The following is a 21,144-nucleotide window of genomic DNA, read 5'->3' on the forward strand; positions in this document are numbered from 1 at the left end:
TTTCACATGGTGAGGCCCTCATGAACACCCTCAAGCACCTGCCGCTGGTCAATGACGCCAGCCGCCGCAATTTCCTCAAGATCTCCGGTGTTATGGGCATCGCAGCAGCCATCACCACCTCCGTTGCAGCCTGCGGCGGTCCCGCGGCCACCACCACCGGCTCCGCCACCAATACGGCAGCCGTCAACAAGGACCTCACCATCGAGGCAGGCATCTCCTACGCCCTGTCCACCGGCTTCGATCCGATCTCCTCCTCCGGCGCCACACCCATGGCGGCCAACCTGCACGTCTTCGAAGGCCTGGTGGAACTCCACCCGGCAACACGCAAGCCGTACAACGCCCTCGCGGCGTCGGACCCCACCATGGTCAACGAGACCACCTACCGGGTCACTCTCCGCGACGGTGCCATGTTCCACAATGGCTCCCCCGTCACCACAGAGGATGTTGTCTTTTCCTTCACCCGCGTGATGGACCCGGCCAACAAGTCCCTGTTCTCCCAGTTCATTCCCTTTATCCAGGAGGTCAAGGCGGTCGACGCCAAGACCGTGGAGTTCACCCTCAAGTACGGCTTCCCGGGCTTCGGTCCCCGCATCTCCGTGGTGAAGATCGTCCCCAAGGCACTCACCAACTTCCCGGTGGGCTCCGACCAGCTGAAGGCTTTCGACGCCGCCCCCGTTGGCACCGGCCCCTACAAGCTGATCTCCGCCGTCAAGGACGACAAGATCATCTTTGAAGCCAACAGCGCCTACAACGGCCCCATGCCGGCACTCGCCAAGGGCATGACCTGGCTCCTGCTCTCCGACGCCGCGGCCCGCGTGACCGCCATGCAGTCAGGCCGCGTGCAGGCCATTGAAGATGTCCCCTACCTGGACGTTGATGGCCTGAAAGCCAAGTCCAGCGTGGAGTCGGTGCAGTCCTTTGGCCTGATGTTCCTGATGTTCAACTGCTCCGCTGCCCCGTTCGACAACAAAAAAGTGCGCCAGGCACTGCACTACGGCCTGGACAAGGACGCCATCATCAAGAAGGCCCTGTTCGGCAACGCCAAGCCGGCATCGTCGTACTTCCAGGAAGGCCACCCGGACTACGTCAAGGCCAAGAACGTCTACGGCTACGACGCCCAGAAGGCGGCCGACCTGCTCAAGGAGGCCGGTGTTACCAGCCTCGAGTTCGAGCTCCTCACCACCGACACCGCCTGGGTCAAGGACGTAGCTCCGCTGATGCTCGAGTCCTGGAACAAGATCCCCGGCGTCAAGGTCACCTTGAAGAACCTCCAGTCCGGTGCGTTGTATTCAGACCGCGTGGCAAAGGGTGACTACACAGTGGTTGCCGCCCCCGGCGATCCGTCCGTCTTCGGCAACGACGCTGACCTGCTGCTCAGCTGGTTCTACGCCGGTGACACGTGGATGAAGAACCGCGCCTTCTGGGCCACCACTCCGGAGCGCGCCGCCCTGGTGGACCTGATGTCCAAAGCCGGCCGCGCGTCGTCGTCGGAAGCCAAGGCACTGACCGGCCAGATCGTTGACCTGGTTTCCGAGGAAGTTCCCCTCTACCCGATGTTCCACCGCCAGCTCCCCAGCGCCTGGGATTCCACCAGGCTCAGCGGCTTCGCGCCCCTCCCCACCACCGGAGTTTCCTTCGTTGGTGTGGGCCGCACATCCTGATCTGATCAACGGAGAAGACATTGACCACCATATTGCGACTGCTGGGCAGACGGCTCGCAGCGTTGCCCCTCATGATCCTGGGCATCACGCTGCTGGTGTTCCTGGTCCTGCAGGCAGCACCGGGCGACCAGGCCAGCAGTGCCCTGGGCGAAGGTGCCAGCGAAGAGGCCAAGGAACAGTACCGGGAGTCCAACGGGCTCAACGACCCCTTGCCCCTGCAGTACATCAGTTTCCTGGGCAGGCTCCTGCAGTTCGACCTTGGCGTCACCACTCCCCCGGCCAAACCGGTTGCCGGCATGATCGCCACGGCGTTTCCCCTGACGCTGCAGCTGACCTTCCTCGGCGTCATCATCGCCGTGGTGGTCTCGCTGGTCTTCGGCATCATCGGCGCCCTGTACCGGGATAAGTGGCAGGACCAGGTGGTTCGTGTCTTCTCCATCGCGGCGGTAGCAACACCGTCGTTCTGGCTGGGTATCCTGCTGATCCAGTGGTTCGCCCTGGGCAGCAACCCGCTCTTCCCGTCCGGTGGAATCGCGACGCCCGAATCCGGCTTTGGCGGCTGGCTCAACTCCATGGCCCTGCCGGCCCTGGCACTGGGCATCCCGGTCTCCGCTTCCCTCATCCGGGTGGTCCGCACTTCGATGGTGGAGGAACTGGACCGCGACTACGTCCGGACGGCCGTCGGCAACGGCGTGCCGTACCGCGAAGTGGTCTCCAAGAACGTCCTGCGCAACGCCCTGGTGACTCCGGTGACCGTGCTGGGCCTGCGCGTTGGCTACCTGCTGGGCGGCGCCGTCGTGATCGAAATGATCTTCGCGCTGCCGGGCATGGGTCAGCTGATCCTCAACGGCATCACCAACCTGGACGTCAACCTGGTGCAGGGCGTGGTGCTCACCATTTCCGTCACATTCGTCCTGGTGAACATCGCCGTGGACCTTCTCTACCTGCTCATCAACCCCCGAATCAGGACCGTGTGACCCATGCGCAGCAAACTCGCTGAACGCCTGAGCGCCCCCGGACTCCGCTTCAAGGCCCTGCCCTGGAGCTCCCGCCTGGCCCTCGTCTTCCTTGTGATCATTGCCGCGGCCGCCATCTTCGCCCGGGTTCTTGCGCCGCACGATCCCCTGGAATCCTTCACCCCGGCCACCCCTCCCGGCGGCGAGCACCTCTTCGGCACCGACCGGCTGGGCCGCGACATCTTCTCCCGGCTGCTGTTCGGTTCGCAGTCCTCGCTGCTGATCGGCCTCGGCGCCGTGGCCCTCGCTGTCCTGGTGGGAGCGCTGCTGGGATCCCTGGCAGCCACGTCCAGCAAGACCGTCAATGAACTGATCATGCGCATCATGGACATCCTGATGGCCTTCCCCGGCATCGCTTTGGCCGCTGTGCTGCTGGCAGCATTCGGCAACTCCGTGCCCACCATCATCCTGGCGATCGCCATCATCTACACCCCGCAACTGGCCCGGGTGGTCCGCGCCAACGTGCTCTCGCAGTACGGCGAGGATTACGTCCGTGCCGAGCGGGTCATCGGCGCCGGCCGCTTCTACATCCTGCTCAAGCACATTGTCCGCAACACCGCCGCCCCGGTGCTGGTGTTCGCCACGGTCATGGTGGCTGACGCCATCATCCTCGAAGCGTCGCTGTCCTTCCTCGGCGCCGGCGTCCAGGATCCGGCACCGTCCTGGGGCAACGTGATCTCCTATGGCCGCAATCTGGTGCTCTCCGGCGGCTGGTGGGCCACTACCTTCGCCGGCCTCACCATCCTGCTCACGGTGCTGGCCCTGAACATCCTCGCCGAAGGCCTCACGGATGCCATGGTCAACCCCAAGCTGCGGCGCGCACCGGCGGTAAAGGACGACGACGGCGCTGCCGCCCTCACCGCCGTCGACGCCGTGGTGGGCACCTCAGTTGCCCAGGGCTCCGTCGTGGAGCAACACGAACTCGACGCGGTGCAGGCCGCGCCGCGGCACAGCCTGTCCGACGACGGCATGGGAGCAGGTGCCGGCATGCCGGATCACGGCGCCGCCGTGATCTCGGCGAACCCGAACGCCCGGCTGGACGAAGAACTCCTGCGCCTGGCCGCAGTGGAAGCCACCCGGACCGACCGGCTGCCCCAGGTTCCGGCCGATGCGCGCACAGTGCTCGAGGTGACCAACCTGTCCATCAAATTCCCGGGCCGGTTCGGCGCCACGGCCATCGTGGACAACGTCTCCTTCACCGTGAAGGAAGGCGAAACCATGGCGCTGGTGGGCGAATCCGGTTGCGGAAAGTCCATCACCTCCCTGGCCATCATGGGGTTGTTGGCCAAAACGGCGGAGATCACCGGCTCCATCACCTTCGACGGCAAGGAACTGCTGGATCCCGCCCGCAAGCACAGCAGCATCAAGGCTTACCAGGGCCTTCGCGGGGAGCAGATCGCCATGGTCTACCAGGACGCGTTGAGCTCGCTGAACCCGTCCATGAAGATCAAGGACCAGATGACCCAGTTGACCCGGCGGGGCGGTCGGAAGACGCCCACCGAGCTGCTGGAAATGGTCAAGCTGGACCCGGTCCGGACGCTGGCAAGCTACCCGCATGAGCTGTCCGGCGGGCAACGCCAGCGCGTCCTGATCGCCATGGCCCTGTCCCGTTCGCCCAGGATCGTGGTGGCCGATGAGCCCACCACCGCCCTGGACGTCACCGTGCAGAAACAGGTGGTTGACCTGCTCAACGACCTCCGCGAAGAGCTTGGCTTCGCCATGGTGTTCGTCAGCCACGACCTGGCCCTGGTGGCTTCGCTGGCACACCGGGTCACCGTTATGTACGCGGGCCAGGTGGTGGAATCTGCGCAGACCTCCGCGCTGCTGCAGGATCCACGCCACGAGTACACCCGCGGCCTCCTGGGCGCTGTCCTCTCCATCGAGGCGGACGCCACCCGGCTGCACCAGATCCCCGGCACGGTCCCCTCCCCGCAGGACTTCGCCCCCGGCGACCGTTTCGCGCCCCGGTCCCTGCGGGCCGACGCCGATCCCAACCAACGCCTGGTCCTCACCCCGGTGTCCGCCGGTTCAAGGGTTCCTGCCGGTTCCCCGGCTGCTGCCGAACCTGCCACCTCCACCGGGGCTTCGGATGCAGAACACTTCTGGGCCAGCCACCTCAAGGAGGACGCGAAATGAACGCCGCCACCGGCACCCCCGTCATTGAACTCAAGAACGTCAAGGTCCACCACCGGGCCCGCTCCGGATCGCTCTTCAAGCCCACCATCGTCAAGGCCGTGGATGGCGTGGACTTCAGCATCAGCCGTGGTGAAACCGTCGGCATCGTGGGCGAATCCGGTTGCGGCAAGTCCACCCTGGCCGCCGTGCTGGTGGGCCTGCAGCCGCCCACATCCGGTGAGGTACTGTTCCACGGCAAGCCCGCCATCAAGCGGAACGCCGCCATGCGCAAGGAATTTGGCCGCTCCGTTTCGGTGGTCTTCCAGGACCCGGCAACGGCCTTGAATCCCCGGATGACCATTGCGGATATCCTGACGGACCCGCTCCAGATCCACGGGATCGGCACCGCAGCGTCCCGCGCTGCCAAGGTGGACGAACTGCTGGCGCTGGTTGGCCTGCCGGCTTCGGCAGCCGGGGTCACGCCGTCGCAGGTTTCGGGCGGCCAGCGCCAGCGCGTGGCAATCGCCCGGGCACTGGCCCTGGACCCGGACATCATTGTGGCGGACGAGCCCACCTCCGCGCTGGATGTTTCGGTGCGGGCCCAGGTGCTGAACCTGCTCTCCGACCTGAAGACCCGGCTGAACCTGGGCCTGGTGTTCATCTCGCACGATATCCAGACCGTCCGCTATGTCTCGGACCGCATCTGCGTTATGTACTTCGGCAACATCGTTGAACAGGGCCCTGCCGCGCAGGTCTTCGACACCCCCAGCAACGACTACACCCGCAAGCTGCTGGGCGCCGCTCCCAGCCTGCTGCACACCTGAATTTTCCCGCTTCGCTTTTCAACCATTGGAGTTACCCCATGCCCCAGTTTTCCGGCGTCATCCCGCCCGTCGTCACTCCCCGCCACACCGATGGCAGCATCGACACAGATTCCCTGAAGAACGTCACCAAGCATCTGCTCGACGGCGGCGTCTCCGGTCTGTTTGTCCTCGGCTCCTCCGCTGAGGTGCCCTACATGACGGATGCCGAGCGCGCCCTGGTGGTCAGCACCATCGCCGAGGCCAATGCCGGCGCCGTCCCGCTGATTGTGGGCGCCAACGAACAAACCACCAACCGTGTGATCGAAGAGGCCAGGAAGGTCATCGACCTGGGCGCTGACGCGATCGTTGTCACCTCCATGTACTACGCCATTGGCAACGCCGCCGAGACCGAGACGCACTTCCGGGCCGTCCACGCCGCCGTCGACAAGCCCATCTTCGCCTACGACGTTCCCGTCCGGACGCACTTCAAGCTCCCCGTTGACCTGCTGGCACGGCTGGGCCGCGACGGCGTCATCACCGGCGTCAAGGACTCCTCCGGCGACGATGTTGGCTTCCGCCAGCTGCTGCTGGCCACCAAGGACAACCCCGGGCTGAGCATCTTCACCGGCCACGAGGTGGTGGTGGACGGCGCCCTCCTGGGCGGGGCGCACGGCGTGGTCCCGGGCCTCGGCAACGTTGACCCGGCCGGCTACCGCCGCCTGTTCGATGCTTCCCAGGCCGGCGACTGGGCCGGCGCACGCCGCGAGCAGGACCGCCTGGCTGACGTCTTCGAAATCGTCTTCACCCCCAACGGCCGGGTCTCCGGGGGCGCTGCGGGACTGGGTGCGTTCAAGACCGCGCTGCAGATCATGGGCGTCATCGAGTCCAACACCATGAGCGTGCCCATGCCGGCACTGAACGACTCCGAGACCGCCGCCATCAAGCTGATCCTGGCGCGTAACGGCCTGGTCTAGGTTCTACTGGGGCGTTGGGCACCCATCTTTTGCCGGCTGCTGCACTCGTTCCTCGCGCTTCGACGCAACCTACGCAAAAGATGGGCGTCCAACGCCGCCTCCCGTAGTCCGGCTCCCCCGCGATCCCCTGTGAGGAAGAAATTGATGTACGCGATCGGTGTTGACCTGGGTGGCACCAAGACTGCTGCCGGGGTTGTTTCCGGAGCCGGGAAGGTCCTGTTTTCGGAGACCATTCCTACGCTGAACCGCGGCGGCGGCGCGGCGATCCTGGATGCTACTGCTGCGCTGGTTTCGGGGCTCATTTCCCGGGCCGCTGCTGCCGGGATCACCGTCGACCGCGTCGGGGCTGGTTCCGCCGGGGTGATCGATGCATCGCGCGGGGTGGTGGTTTCTGCTACCGACGCGATCCTCGGCTGGGCCGGGACGGACCTGACTGCCGGACTGGCCTCGCGGCTGGGGTTGCCGCCGTCGGCCGTGCGGGCCGTAAACGACGTCCACGCCCATGCGCTCGGCGAGGCCTGGACCGGCTCCGCCGCCGGAACGGCGAGTTCGCTCCTGGTGGCGTTCGGCACCGGCGTCGGCGGCAGCTTTGTCCTGGCCGGCACTCCCGTCCTGGGCCATCGCCACGTGGGCGGGCATGTGGGCCACGTCGCCTCGCCCTATGCCTACCACAACGGTGCCGCGCTCCCCTGCGTCTGCGGCCACACGGGCCACGTCGAGGCCATCGCCTCCGGACCGGCCATCCTCGAATCCTTCCGCCGCTTCGGCGGCCCACCCCAGGTCCGGGACACCCGGGCCGTCTTTTCCTTGGCGCACGACGGCGACGCTGCCGCCATCAAGGCGATCGGCGCGGGCGCGGGCGCGGCGGGCCAGGTCGTGGGTGGCCTGGCCAACATCCTGGACCCTGCCGTGGTGGTGGTTTCCGGTGGACTGGCCGATGCCGGCGACCTCTGGTGGCGCCCGATGGAACGCGCGCTGAGGGCCGAACTCCTGGCCCCGCTGGCGGACGTGCCGGTGCTGCGGGCAGCCCTGGGCAACACAGCCGCCATTGTGGGCGCAGGAAAACTCGTTCTGAAACCATGCTGAAACTACTCGCAGGAGAACCCATGATCCTCACTCCCGAAGGCCTTGAGGCCCTCCGCTCCCAATTGATCGTTTCCTGCCAGGCGTACCCCGGCGAGCCCATGCGGGATCCACGCACCACCGGCCAGGTCGCCGCGTCGGCGGTGATCGGCGGGGCTGCGGCGATCCGCGTCCAGGGCCTGGCTGACATTGAGTTCACCAGGACCTCCGTCGACGTTCCCGTCATTGGGCTCTGGAAGGACGGCCACGACGGCGTCTTCATCACCCCCACCCTGCGGCACGCCCTGGCCGTGGCGAACGCCGGCGCCCACGTGGTGGCCATCGACGGCACGCGCCGGGCCCGCCCGGACGGCCTGAGTTTCGCCGCCACCGTCGCCGGGATCCACGCCGGGTCGCTCGCCCTGGTCATGGCCGACTGCGGCTCCCTCGATGATGCGCTGGCCGCCGCCGATGCCGGCGCGGACCTGATCGGCACCACCCTGTCCGGCTATTCCGGGGAGCGGCCAAAAACTGCCGGCCCGGACCTGGAACTCCTGGGCCTGATTGCTGCCGCCGGGCTCGCCGCACCCTTGATCGCCGAGGGCCGGATCCACACTCCGGCGCAGGCCAGGCAAGCCCTAAATGCCGGTGCGTTTGCGGTTGTGGTGGGGACTGCCATCACGCATCCGGCCAGCATCACCGGCTGGTTCAAAGGCGCCCTGGACGCCTGACCTGCCTCGCGGCAGGGGCGGCCTACTCCCCCGCAACGTCCTTGAGCTTGAGCCTGATGCCGTCGAAGTGCCTTTGCAGGCGTTCGGCGGCCAGGGCCTTGTCCCGGTTGGCCACGGCGTCGTAGATGTCCCAGTGGTCCTGGGCCTGCTGCTCCAGGTTGACGGTTCCGGTGCCGAGCGCCAGGTGGATCTGGCGGTACACCTGCCAGAACACGTCGACCAGGCTGGTCAGCAGCTCGTTGTTGAGGGGCGCGTACAGGCGGCGGTGGAATTCGGCGTCGTGCTCCACCAGCATTTCGCCGCGGCTGGCAGCTTCCTGCATGCCCTGCATCACGGCCTTAAGCTCTGCGAGGTGTTCCTCGGTCAGCACATCGATGGCCGAGCCGATCAGGCCGGATTCCAGGGCCTGGCGCACGTCCACCAGCTCCATGGCCTCTTCGCCCTTGTGGCGCAGCGAGAGGCGGCCACGGAAGGTCAGTCCAGCCACCAACGCCGTGAAGTTGTTCGGAGCCACAAACATGCCGAAGCCGTGCCGGATCTCGATGACGCCCAGGGCCTGGAGCACCTTGAGGGACTCCCGGACCGTGTTCCGGCCAACGCCGAGTTCCGTTGACAACTCGCTCTCGGTGGGCAGTGCATCGCCCACGTCCAGTCCGCGCTCTAGGATAAGATCCATGATCCGTGTCTGCAGGGCCTGGGAGCGGAGCTGGGCACTGAATCGGGCTGGCGAAACTCCTGCAGGCGCTGTGGTCACGATATCTCCTTAGGCAGCCGTCGGGTGGCGGCCTTTTCTCTTCTCCCAGTATACAGGAGATGGGACGTCCCCTGTCTGCTTTGGCCAAAGAAAAACGCCATTCCCGCCGGAATTTCTCCGGCTGGAATGGCGCCGTTTCTTGTGGGTAAAGCCCAGGCTAGAGCCTGGTGTCAAAGGACCCGCAAAACACGTTCTCGTTGAACGTGCCGGTGAATTCCGACTTGCCCTGGATCTTCTGCACCGCGGCACGGATCGCCTCGCGGCTGCCGGCGTGGGCATGGATGGCAGTCCGGACCATGGGCACGTCAATCAGGTGGTTGGGCTGGTTGAGGGACACAAACACCGTGGGAACCTCGGTGCTGTACCACGGGATCTCCGCGGCCATGGGGCTGGACCACTTGATCCGGATGGCGGCCTCCTGTGCGAAGCCCTTCACGTTGGCAAACACAAAGGCGGCGTCGTATCTGGCGGGATAGTCGTCCGTGGCTTCCTCGGCCAGCACAGACATGAAGTTCACGTCTTCCTCGCCCGCGGCCTCCCGCTGCTCCGCGGTCCGGAACAGGTGCACCTCGAATCCGGCGGCTTCGAGCTCCTCGTGGACGGTATCGAGGTAGGCCAGCGGATCGGCGCGGGTGAAGTCCGCACCGCCGGAAACGCCGTACAGGCGGATCCGCTTATGCGTCGCGGGTGTGATGGGCAGGTTGCCGGCGGTGTCCTTGACCAGGGTGACCGTTTTGTCCGCGATGTCCGCGGCAATGGCGCGGTGCACCTCGCCGCCGATCACTTCGAGAGCGGCTGCCGGCGGCACCAGGTCCGTCGCGTTCCTGCGGTGCAGGCCGAGGCTGGCCTTCAGGCCGAGGATCCGGCGCAGGGCATCGTGCAGCCGTTGCTCGGTGAGGACCCCCGACTTGTACCCCTCCAGCATGTAGCCGAAATCCTCTGCCGGGTTGCGGAAGAAGAGGAACATGTCGCAGCCTGCGGCGATGGTGGCGGGGACCAGGTCGCTGCGCTTCATGGCCTGCGTAAGTCCCACCATCAACGATGCGTCGGTCAGGATGAGCCCGTTGAAGCCCAGTTCGCCGCGGAGCAGGTCCTGCAGCAGTTCCGGTGCCAGCGTGGCCGGCAGGATGTCGCGGTCCGCGATTCCCGGCCGGAAATGCCGCGACAGTTCCGGCGCCCCGATGTGCCCGGCCATGATGGATTGCACGCCGTGCCCAATCAGCTCCCGGTAGACGTGCCCGTAGGTCCGGTTCCAGTTCCCGTAGCCCAGGGTGTTGTATGACGTAACCACGTGCTGGTCCCGTTCGTCCATGCCGTCGCCCGGGAAGTGCTTCATGGCGCAGACGGTGGGCGATTCGCTGATGCCGTCGAAGTACTCCTTGGCCCGCTCCACCACGACCTCCGGCGTATTACCGAAGGACCGGGTGGAGACCACGGTGTTCCGCCAGTTGTAGTGGATGTCCACGATGGGAGCGAAAGCCCAGTTGCACCCCAGGGCCGCCGTTTCCACGCCTGCTACCTGGCCCATCCGCCGGGCAATCCCTTTGTCCGGATGGGAGCCGGCCTGCAGGTGCGTGCTCACGAAGGTTCCGTCGTCGCAGCTGCCGGCGCCACCCATTTCCGGGTTTGAGGCCACCAGCAGCGGAATCCGCGACCGCGACTGGGCATACCGGATGTGTTCCTGGACGGCTGCCGAGGGGCCCGGCCGGTAGCGCATGCCGCCCACGTGGTACGTGTCCAGGACCTCGTCCAGGTACCGGGGGGCGTAGCTGTTGTTGTGGTTGATGAACAGCTGGCCGATCTTCTCCTCCAGCGTCATCGCGGAGAGGGTGCCCTCCACCCAGGCGATGGCCTCGGCGTCGAGCGTGAACGGCGCCGCGGTGAGGTCCACGTCGAACTGCCGCCGTCCGGCACCGGCCGGCCCCAGGGCGGCCAGCGCCCGGTCCACCTGTTGGTCCACCGGCAAGGCGATGTCCACCACCACACCCGCCTCATCCGGCTGCAGCTCCTCGAGCGTGTCCAGCTGGGAGTCCAGCAGCGACAGGGGCATAAAGTGTCCCGGCCGGGCCGCCATCCGGCCGGCCAGGAGGTCCCGGCCGCCGTGCAGGTGGACAAACACCACGGACGCGTCGCCGCTGCGGATCAGGTCGCGGTAGCGGCGTTTGAGCGCGCTGCACGCAATCACCAGGCCCGCGTCCGACGCCGAGAAGCGGCTGCCGATTTCAGCCAGCCACGGTGCGCGGTCGGCGTCGTCCAATGGAGTTCCGGCAGCCATTTTGTCGATGTTTGACTGCGGATGCAGCGAATCGCCGTCGACGAAGATTGCGCCAAGGCGTTCGGCGAGGGCCGCGCCCACAGTGCTTTTGCCGCAGCTGGTCACGCCCATCACCACAATGTGGGCCGGGGCTTGTTTACCAGTCATGGACGGTACCGTCCACCGGGCGGTTGTACGGCAGGTAGGCCTGCTGGTACGGGAACGCGGCGGCGGCTTCCTCGTTGAATTCGACGCCGATGCCTGGCTCGTTGCCCGGGTGCAGGTAGCCGTCCTTGAATGTCATGGACTGCTGGAAGACCTCGTTGGTCTTGTCCGAGTGCTGCATGTATTCCTGGATCCCGTAGTTATGGATGGCCAGGCCCACGTGCAGCTGCGCGGCGAAGCCCACCGGGGAAATGTCCGTAGGGCCGTGGAAGCCGGACTTGATCTGGTACTGCGCGGCGAAGTCCATCACCTTCTTCAGCGGGGAAATGCCGCCGAAGTGGGTGGAGGCGGCCCGGACGTAGTCGATCAGCTGTTCCTTGATGATGGTCTGGTAGTCGTACACGGTGTTGAAGATTTCGCCGATTGCCAGCGGCGTGGTGGTGTGCTGGCGGACCAGGCGGAGCGCTTCCTGGTTCTCCGCCGGGGTGCAGTCCTCAAGCCAGAAGAGGTCGTAAGGCTCCAGGGCCTTGCCCAGCTTGGCGGCCTGGATGGGTGTCATCCGGTGGTGCCCGTCGTGGAGCAGCGGCAGTTCCGAGCCGAACTCGTTGCGCACGGCTTCGAACACGGTGGGCAGGTGGCGCAGGTACGCGCGGGTGTCCCAGTCTTCCTCCACAGGGAACGCGCCCCGGCCGGCGGGCTCGTAGTCGTAGCGTTCACCCGAGGCCTGGGCCTGGGCGGCTACCCCGTAGACAGCCTTGATGCCGGGGACCGCGGTCTGGATCCGCACCGATTTGTAGCCCAGTTCCAGGTGCTCGCGGACCGAATCAAACAGCGAAGGGATGTCCGCGCCGGAGGCGTGGCCGTAGGCGCGCAGCCCGTTCCGCGAGGCGCCGCCCAACAGCTGGTACACGGGCATGCCGGCCAGTTTGCCCTTGATGTCCCACAGGGCCATGTCCACTGCGGCGATCGCGGCCATCGTCACCGGCCCGCGCCGCCAATACGAGGACCGGTAAAGGAACTGCCAGGTGTCCTCAATCCGGTGCGGGTCCTTTCCGATCAGCAGTTGCGCCACATGCTCCTTGAGGTACGCGGCCACCGCGAGTTCGCGGCCGTTGAGGGTGGCGTCGCCGATGCCGGTGACTCCGTCCTCGGTGGTGATGCGCAGGGTCACGAAGTTGCGCGAGGGGCTTGTCACGAAGACTTCGGCGGCAATGATTTTCACAGCTGGTCCTTTCAGGCGGACGGGGCAGTTGGGGGTGGTTCGGGAGTGGATGGGAAGGCCAGCGGAAACCGGGGTGACCGGACGGTTTTGGCACGTGTCAGCCGGGGGCCGGGGATGCGGCCACCCTCCCGGTGAGGCCCCCGATCAGCTCCACAACGGCGGCATCCGCCGCGAGGTCCGCGTCCACCAGTTCAAGCAAGGCGCGGAGCCGTTCGGTTCCAGCCAGGGCATTGGCCGCCTCGACTCCGGCCGCCAATGGATCCTGGGCAGGCGGCAACTGGGCCGTGCAGTCCAGCCAGGCAGCAATCATCAGGGCGGCCGCGGCACCGGTCCTGCCGGCCGCCCGCTCGGCGCGCAGGACGGGGACGGCGCGCATCCTGAGCTTGGTGGTCCCGTCCATGGCGATCTGCGCCAGATGGTGGGCGATCCTGGCGTTGCCGAACCGCGCCAGCAAGGCAGCCCGGTAGGCGGGTACGTCCAGGCCTTCGGCGGGCAGGTTGGCCTCCGCTTCATCCCAGAACGCCTCCACGGCGTGCCGGCATGCGGGGTCGGCCAGGGCCTGGGCCACGGTGGCGTGTCCGCGGACCTGGCCGGCATAGGCCAGCAGCGAGTGGGCGCCGTTCAGCAGCCAGAGCTTCCGGTTCTCATAAGGTTCGATGTCTTCGACAAAGAGCGCTCCGGCGTCTTCCCAGCGCGGCCTGCCCGCGGGGAATTCCCCGCTCAGGACCCAGCTGGAGAAGGGTTCGGCCACCACCGGAGAGGAGTCCCGGTAGCCGCAGGCGGATGCCACAGCTTCAAGGTCCGCTGCCGTGGTCCGGGGCGTGATCCGGTCCACGGACGTGCTGACGAAGCTGACTGCGTCACGGATCCACTCCGCCAGCGCCGGCTCCCAGGCCCCGGCCATGCCCAGTACGGCATTGCGGGCCACGGTCCCGTTGTGCGAAAGGTTGTCGCAGCAGACCACTGCCAGGGGTCCCGCCGCCGCTGCCCGGCGGGCGGCGAGGCCAAGGACCAGGCGGCCCAGCGGCGTCACCGGCCGGCCCGTACCGCGCAGGGCCGCGAGGTCCGCGGCCACCTCCGGCGCGGCAGCGTCGAACCCGCCATCGGCGGTGGCCAGGTACCCGGCTTCGGTGATGGTGAGCGTGACCACGGCCGTTGCCCGCGCGGCCAGCAGCGCGGCAAGCCGGTCGACGTCGGCACCGTCCACCGCTTCGACGATGCTGCCAACCACGCTGAACGAGTCACCCGCGTCGGCCCGCTCCACCACGGTGAAGAGGCCGTCCTGGGCTGCCAGCGCGAGGGCTGCGTCCGGACGCCTGCCCGTGAACGCGGCGATTCCCCATTGCGCCGCATCGCCGGCCTGCTGGGTATACCAGGCCTGGTGCGAGCGGTGGAAGGCGCCCAGGCCCAGGTGGACCATCCGTACCGGCGCCTTGGGCGCATTCCGGAGCTCCCGGGTAAGCCGGGGCAGTCCGGCGGCGGACTCTTTGCCTTGGGCTCTGTCCTGCAGGCCGGCGCTCACAGCTTGAAGACCCGGCGCGGGGAGCCGTCCACCAGGTCCACGATGAGCTCGTGGGCCCTGTCCTCGGAGACGCGGTGCTCGGCCACAAGGCGGGCCAGGAAGGACGCCTCGATCCGGCGGGAGGCATCGTGCCGGGCCGGGATGGAGCAGAAGGCCCTGGTGTCGTCGATGAACCCCGAGGACCGGGAGAAGCCGGCGGTTTCGGTGACGGCGGAACGGAACCGCAGCATGGCGTCCGGGGCGTCCAGGAACCACCACGGGGCGCCAAGGTAGACGGCCGGGTAGAAGCCGGCCAAAGGCGCCAGTTCGCGGGAAAAGACTGTCTCGTCCATGGCGAACAGCACCAGGTGGAAGTCCTTGGCGTTGCCGAAGTCCTGCAGGACGGGACGGATGCTTTCGGTGTAGTCGATGGCGAACGGAATGTCGTGCCCGCTGTCCGCCCCGAAGGTGTTGAACGTGGGTTCGTGATGGTTCCGGTAGGAGCCGGGGTGGATGGTCATGACCAGGCCGTCCGCTACTGACATCCGAGCCATCTGGTACATCATGTGCGCTTCGAAGTCCTCGCGGTCCGCGGCGCTGGCCTGGCCGGCCCTGGCGCGGTCAAACAGCCTGGCCGCGTCGGCGGCCTCGAGCATGAGCGTGCGGGGCGTCCGCACGCCATGGTCTGCGGAGACGGCGCCGTGCTCAATGAAGTACTGCCGCCGGTTTTCCAGCGCGGTGAGGTAGCCCGCGTAGCCCGTGCCGCCGTCACCCGCTGCTGCAATCAGGCGCTCCACGTTACCGGCCCACTCCGGGTGCGCGATGTTCAGGTACTGGTCCGGCCGGAAGGTCGGCAGGACGCGGCCGTGGAAGGTGGGGTCCCCGGCGATGGCCTTGTGGCTGGCCAGGTCATCCAGGGGGTCATCGGTGGTGGCGAGGACCTCGATGTTGAAGTCCTTGAAGAGCTGGCGGGGCCGGAAGCCGGGTTCCTGGAGCCGGGCGCTGATGGCGTCGAAGCTGGCATCCGGTTCGGTTGCGGAGGGCTCGCTGTGCAGGCCGAACACGCTCTGGAACTGGTTGCGCAGCCAGTAGCCGGACGCGGTCCCTTCGAACAGGGGCCAGGCCTTGCAGAACTCGCGCCATACGGTGCGGGAATCCGGGGCGGCGCCGGGGTTGCCGTGGCTGCCGGCCTGGGGCCGCAGGAGGTTCTGGTCCACGCCCGCGGAGTGGATCAGCCGGGTGACGTAGTGGTCCGGACTGACCAGCAGCACCGCAGGGTCCGGAAACGGCGTGTTGTGTTCAATGACCGCGGCATCAACGTGGCCGTGCGGGGAAATGATGGGCAGGTCCTTGACTCGCTGGAAAAGATCCCTGGCAATCCTGCGGGTTCCGGGATCGGCGGGCAGGAGCCTGTCCGGGTTGACGGCAATCGACTGTGACATAAGTCAATGGTCCGGGTCCGTCAGCCATCTTGTCAACCGGTTGCCAAAAGTTGCCATTGGCTGCTGACCCGCATTTATCAGCCCTGCCGCACGACCCGCCCGCTGGAGCCGCGCAGCACCAGCTCCGTCTCCACGCGGAGGGTGCCGGCGTCCCCGCCCTCGCCGACCAGCAGGTCCAGGAGCCGGGTGGTTGCGGCGGTGCCACACTCCCCCAGCGGCGACCGGACAGTGGTCAGCGGCGGCGTGGTGAAATCGGCACCGAAGATGTCATCGAAGCCCACAATGCTGATCCGGTCCGGTACGGCCATGCCGCCGGCCTGCAGTTCCTGCATCAGGCCGATGGCCAGGAGGTCGTTGTAGGTCATAACGGCGGTTGCCCCGCTGGCCAGGACGTCGCGCGCCACCTGCCGGCCGCCGTCGACCGTTGGCCTGCTGGATTCCAGCCGCACAGGAGTGACCCGCGACCATTCGCAGGCCGCCTGGACTCCTTCCCAGCGGCGCGCCGACATCCAGGACTGGGGCGGGCCCGCCACAAACGCCAGTTTGCGGTGGCCGTTGGCGGCCAGCGACCGGACTGCTTCGCTGATGCCCTTGCCGACGTCCGGGATGACGCAGGGCACGCCGTCGACCTCGCGGTTGATGACCACCACGGGCTTATCTGCTGCCAGTGCGCGAATGTCGTTGTCGTCCATGCGCGGGCTGGCCAGGATCAGGCCGTCGGCGGTGGCCATCATGCGCCGCGCGGCGGTGAGCTCGGTGACGCCGGATTCGGCGGACTCGGCCAGCACCAGGGTGTAGTCCCGCAGCGTCGCGGTGGCCTGGGCGCCGCGGATGATGTCGAAGAAGGTGGGGTTGGTGATATCGGCGACGATCAGGCCGATGGTGTTGGTCCGGCCGGTGGGCAGGGCCCGGGCAAACGGATTGACCTGGTAGCGCAACTCCGCGGCGGCGTCCTCGATGAGTTTCTGCGTCTTGGCGCTGACCCTGCCCGGCTTGCTGAGCGCCCGGGACACCGTGGAGGGGTTCACACCGGCCAACTTGGCGATGTCGTAGATGGTGGCATTCGACTTGCCGTCCCGCCCCGGCCTTTTGGCAGCATCAGGGATCGCGGCGGGGTCCTTGGGGTTGGGTTCAGTCACCGCTTCATCCTAACGACGCCCCTCCCAACTGACTCGCAGTTGTTGTCGTTTTGAGGGTCGAAAACGACAACAACTGCGAGTCAGTTGGGAGGGGGGGCAGGATCAGCCCGGCAGCCTACAGGTGGACAGCCGGAGCGTCCGGCGCGGCGCCGCTGAACGTCTTCCGGCTGATGTCGATCAGCACCAGTGCGATGGGGGCGATCAGGATCGCCACGCCTGCAGCCCACCAGAAAACAGCTGCGTATCCGCTGGACAGCGCTGCCAGGGGTGCCCCGCCGGCCGTTGCCGTGGCAGCAGCGGCGATGGTGCTGAACAACGCGATTCCGAGGGAGCCGCCGATCTGCTGTGAGGCGTTGACCAGGGCACTTGCCACGCCGGCGTCGTCCTTGTCCACGCCAAAGAGCGCCAGGTTCTGCATGGGAACAAACACCATCCCCAGGCCGATGCCCAGCAGGATCAGCGCCGGCAGCATAACCACGGCGTAATTGCCGTCAGGAGTCACCTGCGTGAGCCACAGCATGGCGGCCGCCATAAACGCCGGGCCCACTGCGGTGGGGATGCGGGCGCCAAGGGTGGGCAGGTTTTTGGCCACGATCGCAGCCGTGATGATGAGGACCACCGTCATGGGCAGCGAGGCCAACCCGGCAATAAACGGCGCGAAGCCCAGCACAATCTGGATGTAGAAGTTGATGAACAGGATGCCGCCGATGAGCACGGCACCGGCCAGGAAGGACGCCAGGAAGGCTGCCGCCCGGTTGCGTTCGGTGGCCACCCGCAAGGGAAGCAGGGGGTGGGCCACACGCTTTTCGACGGCGATGAACAACGCGATCAGCACCACGCCGGCCAGGATAAAGCCCCACGCGCCGGGAGTGGTCCAGCCGTATTCGGCATTGGTGAAGCCGTAAACCAGGGCGCCAAGACCCAGGGCCGCAAGGACCACGCCGGGCCAGTCGTACCGGGGAACGCCGCCTGCCTTGCTTTCCGCAACCCGCTTCCAGACACCCAGCAGGGCGACGACGGCGATGGGCACGTTAACGAGGAAACACCAGCGCCACGAAACGTAGTCCGTCAGGAAGCCGCCCAGCAGCACCCCCACCGCGGCGCCCACGCCGCTGATGGAGCCGGACACCGCGAACGCCGTGCCGCGTTCCCGGCCACCCGGGAAGGACACTGTCAGCAGCGCCAGCGCGGCGGGTGCCAGCAAGGCTGCGAACAATCCCTGCAGGGCCCGGGCGCCGATCAGTTCCCACGGCGCCTGGGCCAGGCCGCCCAGCAGCGACGCCACGGCGAACCCCGTGGCCGCCGTCATAAACGCACGCTTGCGGCCCCAGAAATCCGCGATGCGGCCGCCCAGGAGGAGGAACGCGCCCAGCGCCAGGGCGTAGGCGGTGACCACCCAAGCCCGGGTGGAGTCGCTGATGCCCATCTCGGCCTGAAGCCGGGGCAGGGCCAGGTTCACGATGGTGCCATCGAGGACCACCATGAACTGGGCGAGCGCCAGGAAGACCAGCGCCCACCACTTGCCGCCGCTCGCCCGCCCCTCCGCGCGCTCCGCCGAAACCGCCGGGGTTGCTGTTTGTGTTGCCACCAAAAATCTCCGCTTCTTCAAAAGTAATACTTACATAAGTATAAGTATCTATCCGGCAGGCACCAAACGGGCCATGTTCAGGCTCAGGCGTCGGGTTCGTGGAGGATGGCGGCAAGCCGTTCCAATGCGGGCAGCGCCGCCGCGAGGCGCGCCAGGTCATCCGCGGTCAGCTTGTCGGTGGCCGTGGCGAGGGCACCGGCCCAGGCTCCTTCAAGCAGGGACTTGATCCGGCGCGACTCGGCGGTGGCGTGGAGTGCCACATAACGCTTGTCCGCCGCGTCCCGGGTGCGGGTGACCAGGCCCAGTGCCACCAGTTCCCGCAGTTGCGCGCTGACGTTGCTTAGTTGCCTGCCGAGCCTGGCTGCCACCTCGGCCACCGTGATCCCGGGATGCCGTTCGATGACGCGGATGACGTCCAGCACCCCGCTGGACAGCGGCAGCACACCCGTCCCCTCGTGGCTTTTCCGGCGCACTTCGAAGGAGATGTCCAGGACGGCCACGGCCAGGGGCCGATGGTTAAAGGGGCTGGCCACCGGAGGCAGTGCAGCTTCGCGGCGGGTCTTGGCAGGATCCATTCCCCAAGCATAGGAGAGCCGGGGGCCGGGCCCCGCGGCCTGTCCGGACGCTGCGGCTTATTCGGCGCCCGGGCTGCGGTAGGCAATTTCGCCGGCAGTCCGGAGGGCGTCCAGGGTTTCCTCGACCGTGAGCAGCACAGTTGTCTCAAACGAGGCCAGGGCCCCGCCGCCGCTGATGGCGAGCGCCACCGCGGCCATGGATACGTTGTCCGGCGCCTCCCACAGGTTGTAGCCGTCGTGGGCGCCGAATCCGTACCAGAATCCGTGCAGCTTTCCCCCCACCGATTCGATGTACTGCTGCGCCGCCTTGCGCCTGTCCTCCGGGTGGCTGATCAGCCTGGCCCAGGTTTCCGGCGTGTAGCTGAATTTTGAGAGATAGAGCGGCATTGACCTGTCCTGTCCGTCGCGGCCAAACTGCGGATAACCCCAGAATGGCACTGCGGGGCACCGGCAGCAATGCCCGCGTGGCAAGCCCGGTGGGCGGAGGCAACGGAATGTCCCGCCGCCGTCGTCCGCTGCTGCTGCCGCTGCTAGGTAACCATCCGCCCCGCCTTCCGTAACGGCCAAGCGCCCCAGCCGACGGCGACATCCCGCAGCCTGGCCGCAGCTTCACCCAGGCGTCCGCCGTCAATGGGTCCAGGCTCACCGCATCCGCTTTCCGAGCCTGAACCATCGGCCGCGGCAAGCACGTACTCAAGCTGGTGTCGCCTGCCTACGGGGTAGCGTTCGGCGTACCCGCCCGCGGCCACGCCGAGAACGAGCATTTCCAGGCGGTCTGCCGTTGATTCCGACGTTTCGTCGCACGCGTCGCATCCGCAGGCCGGAAACGGGAAATCGTGCAGCACCCCGGCGTGGACGATGACGCCGGGAAAGCCCGTAAAGACGAAGGTGAGGGGCGCGGCCCCGGCGTGGTGCGGGGTAAGCCTGACGGCCCGCCGGACATCCGGGTGGGGCAGCAGGAGGTCCCCGGCCAGGGCCGGATCCTCCCGGACATCGATGGCGTAGGTTACTTCCAGGTGGCTGATCAAAGCATCGGCAATGGCGTGGAGGCCGGCGAACCGGCCCGGATTGCTGACCACTTCATAGGCTTCCTGCGGCGGACCGCCGCCATCCCAACGCCCGCCGTACCGTCTGGCATCCGCACCGGAAAAGTAACGAACGTCCGGCAGGCTGGGACGGATGTAGACGGGGTGCCCCGAAGCCGGTACCGGCAGGGGCCCCGCGGGCCCGCCAAGGTCCTCCTGGGCCCATCCCCGCAGCTTGGCCGCAAACGCCTGTACCATTTCGTCGCCTGCGCCGCAGAGCCCCTCAACCACAGCCCGGACCACGAACCGCGCCTCATGGTTCCCCACCTCGGCGCCACCTGGACCGACGGTCCACGATGCATCCGGCCGCAGGCCTGCAATGGTGTTACCTGTAAAAACCGCGGCGGCAGCCAGCCTGTCCGAATTGGCCCTGATGGTTGGCCCGTGCGCCTGGAGGAAGCCGGCGAGCGCAGCGGGATCAGCGGCCAGCTCCGCCGGGACGGCGCCCGCAGCTTCGCAGTACCGGGCGAACACGGCATAGCCGCCCACATGCCTGACCTGACCAGATTGCCCGTCCGTGAGCGGTCCGTATCTGGCCTGACCCAAGGACACGCCCGCGGGCAAGACACCTGGCGGTCCTACGAAAAGGTCTTCCACTCCATCACCTTGGATCCTGTGGTGCGGCATGCCTGGTTGGCCGCCGTCAGGCGTACCATTTTTGTTGCTACAACCGGTCGGTGCGGTCCTCACCCCTGTGCCCGGAACCGCGCAGGTTGTCCTGGACCTTGCCGAACAGGTCCTTGATGGTGGACTCGGCGTTGGTGATCACGTCCACCTGCAGGTACACCTCATGGTTGGACGGAAGGTCGTACTCGTCCTTCAGGTGCGTCCCGCCGGCGACCCCGTCCAGGGACAGGTAGACCATGGCTTCGGTGCGCGCGATCCCCGCGATCCGGCCGAACACCACAGTGAATTCATTGGGCTGGAAACTGACCGTCTGGCCGATGTGGCTGCGGTCCAGCTCGCCTGCCGGGACGGCCCGCTCTGACTGCGCTCCGGTGTATTCCATGAACAGCTCCTTACGTCGCAGAAGATTGTCTCCGCAGTCTAACGCCCG

Annotated in this window: 18 protein-coding genes; 7 read left to right on the forward strand and 11 right to left on the reverse strand. The window is 67.0% G+C overall.

Going from position 1 to position 21,144, the window contains the following annotated elements; genetic code table 11:
* Positions 1-20 precede the first annotated feature (20 nt).
* The 7 genes from ASF72_RS08710 (at position 21) to ASF72_RS08740 (ending at position 8,362) form a co-directional block, all read left to right on the forward strand.
* Positions 21-1,661 (forward strand): ABC transporter substrate-binding protein, encoded by a 1,641-nt coding sequence (locus ASF72_RS08710; protein WP_050684521.1) that lies wholly within the window; start codon positions 21-23, stop codon positions 1,659-1,661.
* A gap of 20 nt (positions 1,662-1,681) precedes the next feature.
* Positions 1,682-2,638: an ABC transporter permease gene (locus ASF72_RS08715; protein WP_124091717.1), complete on the forward strand. Its 957-nt coding sequence runs from the start codon at positions 1,682-1,684 to the stop codon at positions 2,636-2,638.
* Between the two features lie 3 nt (positions 2,639-2,641).
* Positions 2,642-4,813 carry a dipeptide/oligopeptide/nickel ABC transporter permease/ATP-binding protein gene (locus tag ASF72_RS08720; protein WP_056598088.1) on the forward strand — a complete coding sequence of 724 codons (2,172 nt, stop codon included), beginning with the start codon at positions 2,642-2,644 and terminating at the stop codon, positions 4,811-4,813.
* Complete coding sequence (locus ASF72_RS08725) at positions 4,810-5,616, forward strand: ATP-binding cassette domain-containing protein (protein ID WP_056598090.1); 807 nt, start codon at positions 4,810-4,812, stop codon at positions 5,614-5,616. Before ASF72_RS08720 ends, ASF72_RS08725 begins: the two co-directional genes overlap by 4 nt.
* A 38-nt stretch (positions 5,617-5,654) precedes the next feature.
* Complete coding sequence (locus tag ASF72_RS08730) at positions 5,655-6,569, forward strand: dihydrodipicolinate synthase family protein (RefSeq protein ID WP_050684517.1); 915 nt, start codon at positions 5,655-5,657, stop codon at positions 6,567-6,569.
* A 141-nt stretch (positions 6,570-6,710) separates the two neighbouring features.
* Positions 6,711-7,655 (forward strand): ROK family protein, encoded by a 945-nt coding sequence (locus ASF72_RS08735; RefSeq protein WP_082484171.1) that lies wholly within the window; start codon positions 6,711-6,713, stop codon positions 7,653-7,655.
* A gap of 20 nt (positions 7,656-7,675) precedes the next feature.
* A complete protein-coding gene (locus ASF72_RS08740) occupies positions 7,676-8,362 on the forward strand; it encodes an N-acetylmannosamine-6-phosphate 2-epimerase (protein WP_056598094.1) in 687 nt (228 codons plus the stop codon).
* A 22-nt stretch (positions 8,363-8,384) separates the two neighbouring features.
* On the opposite strand, the gene ASF72_RS08745 is transcribed toward ASF72_RS08740, so the two are convergent.
* The 11 genes from ASF72_RS08745 to ASF72_RS08795 all read right to left on the reverse strand — a co-directional run bounded on the left by ASF72_RS08745 (position 8,385) and on the right by ASF72_RS08795 (position 21,096).
* Positions 8,385-9,116, reverse strand: a complete 732-nt coding sequence (locus tag ASF72_RS08745; protein WP_050684514.1) for a FadR/GntR family transcriptional regulator — start codon at positions 9,114-9,116, stop codon at positions 8,385-8,387.
* A 157-nt stretch (positions 9,117-9,273) separates the two neighbouring features.
* Positions 9,274-11,538, reverse strand: a complete 2,265-nt coding sequence (locus ASF72_RS08750; RefSeq protein ID WP_056598096.1) for a gluconokinase, GntK/IdnK-type — start codon at positions 11,536-11,538, stop codon at positions 9,274-9,276.
* The gene (gene manD, locus ASF72_RS08755; RefSeq protein WP_056598098.1) at positions 11,528-12,757 is read right to left on the reverse strand and encodes a D-mannonate dehydratase ManD; all 1,230 of its coding nucleotides are present in this window, start codon (positions 12,755-12,757) and stop codon (positions 11,528-11,530) included. Before manD ends, ASF72_RS08750 begins: the two co-directional genes overlap by 11 nt.
* 97 nt (positions 12,758-12,854) lie before the next feature.
* Positions 12,855-14,177 (reverse strand): mannitol dehydrogenase family protein, encoded by a 1,323-nt coding sequence (locus ASF72_RS08760; RefSeq protein WP_056598141.1) that lies wholly within the window; start codon positions 14,175-14,177, stop codon positions 12,855-12,857.
* Positions 14,178-14,275: 98 nt separating this feature from the next.
* On the reverse strand, positions 14,276-15,700 hold the full coding sequence (uxaC, locus tag ASF72_RS08765; RefSeq protein ID WP_056598100.1) for a glucuronate isomerase: 1,425 nt from the start codon (positions 15,698-15,700) through the stop codon (positions 14,276-14,278).
* A gap of 77 nt (positions 15,701-15,777) precedes the next feature.
* Complete coding sequence (locus ASF72_RS08770; RefSeq protein WP_056598101.1) at positions 15,778-16,839, reverse strand: LacI family DNA-binding transcriptional regulator; 1,062 nt, start codon at positions 16,837-16,839, stop codon at positions 15,778-15,780.
* Positions 16,840-16,954: 115 nt separating this feature from the next.
* Complete coding sequence (locus ASF72_RS08775; protein ID WP_056598142.1) at positions 16,955-18,427, reverse strand: MFS transporter; 1,473 nt, start codon at positions 18,425-18,427, stop codon at positions 16,955-16,957.
* A gap of 83 nt (positions 18,428-18,510) precedes the next feature.
* Positions 18,511-19,002 (reverse strand): MarR family winged helix-turn-helix transcriptional regulator, encoded by a 492-nt coding sequence (locus ASF72_RS08780; RefSeq protein WP_050684509.1) that lies wholly within the window; start codon positions 19,000-19,002, stop codon positions 18,511-18,513.
* Between the two features lie 57 nt (positions 19,003-19,059).
* Positions 19,060-19,389: a GYD domain-containing protein gene (locus tag ASF72_RS08785; protein ID WP_050684508.1), complete on the reverse strand. Its 330-nt coding sequence runs from the start codon at positions 19,387-19,389 to the stop codon at positions 19,060-19,062.
* Between the two features lie 143 nt (positions 19,390-19,532).
* Entirely contained in the window at positions 19,533-20,576 is a 1,044-nt protein-coding gene (locus ASF72_RS08790) for a DUF6226 family protein (protein WP_056598102.1), read from the reverse strand.
* Positions 20,577-20,751: 175 nt separating this feature from the next.
* The gene (locus tag ASF72_RS08795) at positions 20,752-21,096 is read right to left on the reverse strand and encodes a hypothetical protein (RefSeq protein ID WP_056598103.1); all 345 of its coding nucleotides are present in this window, start codon (positions 21,094-21,096) and stop codon (positions 20,752-20,754) included.
* Positions 21,097-21,144: the final 48 nt, after the last annotated feature.

The organism is Arthrobacter sp. Leaf141 (assembly GCF_001424565.1).
Taxonomy (GTDB): domain Bacteria; phylum Actinomycetota; class Actinomycetes; order Actinomycetales; family Micrococcaceae; genus Arthrobacter.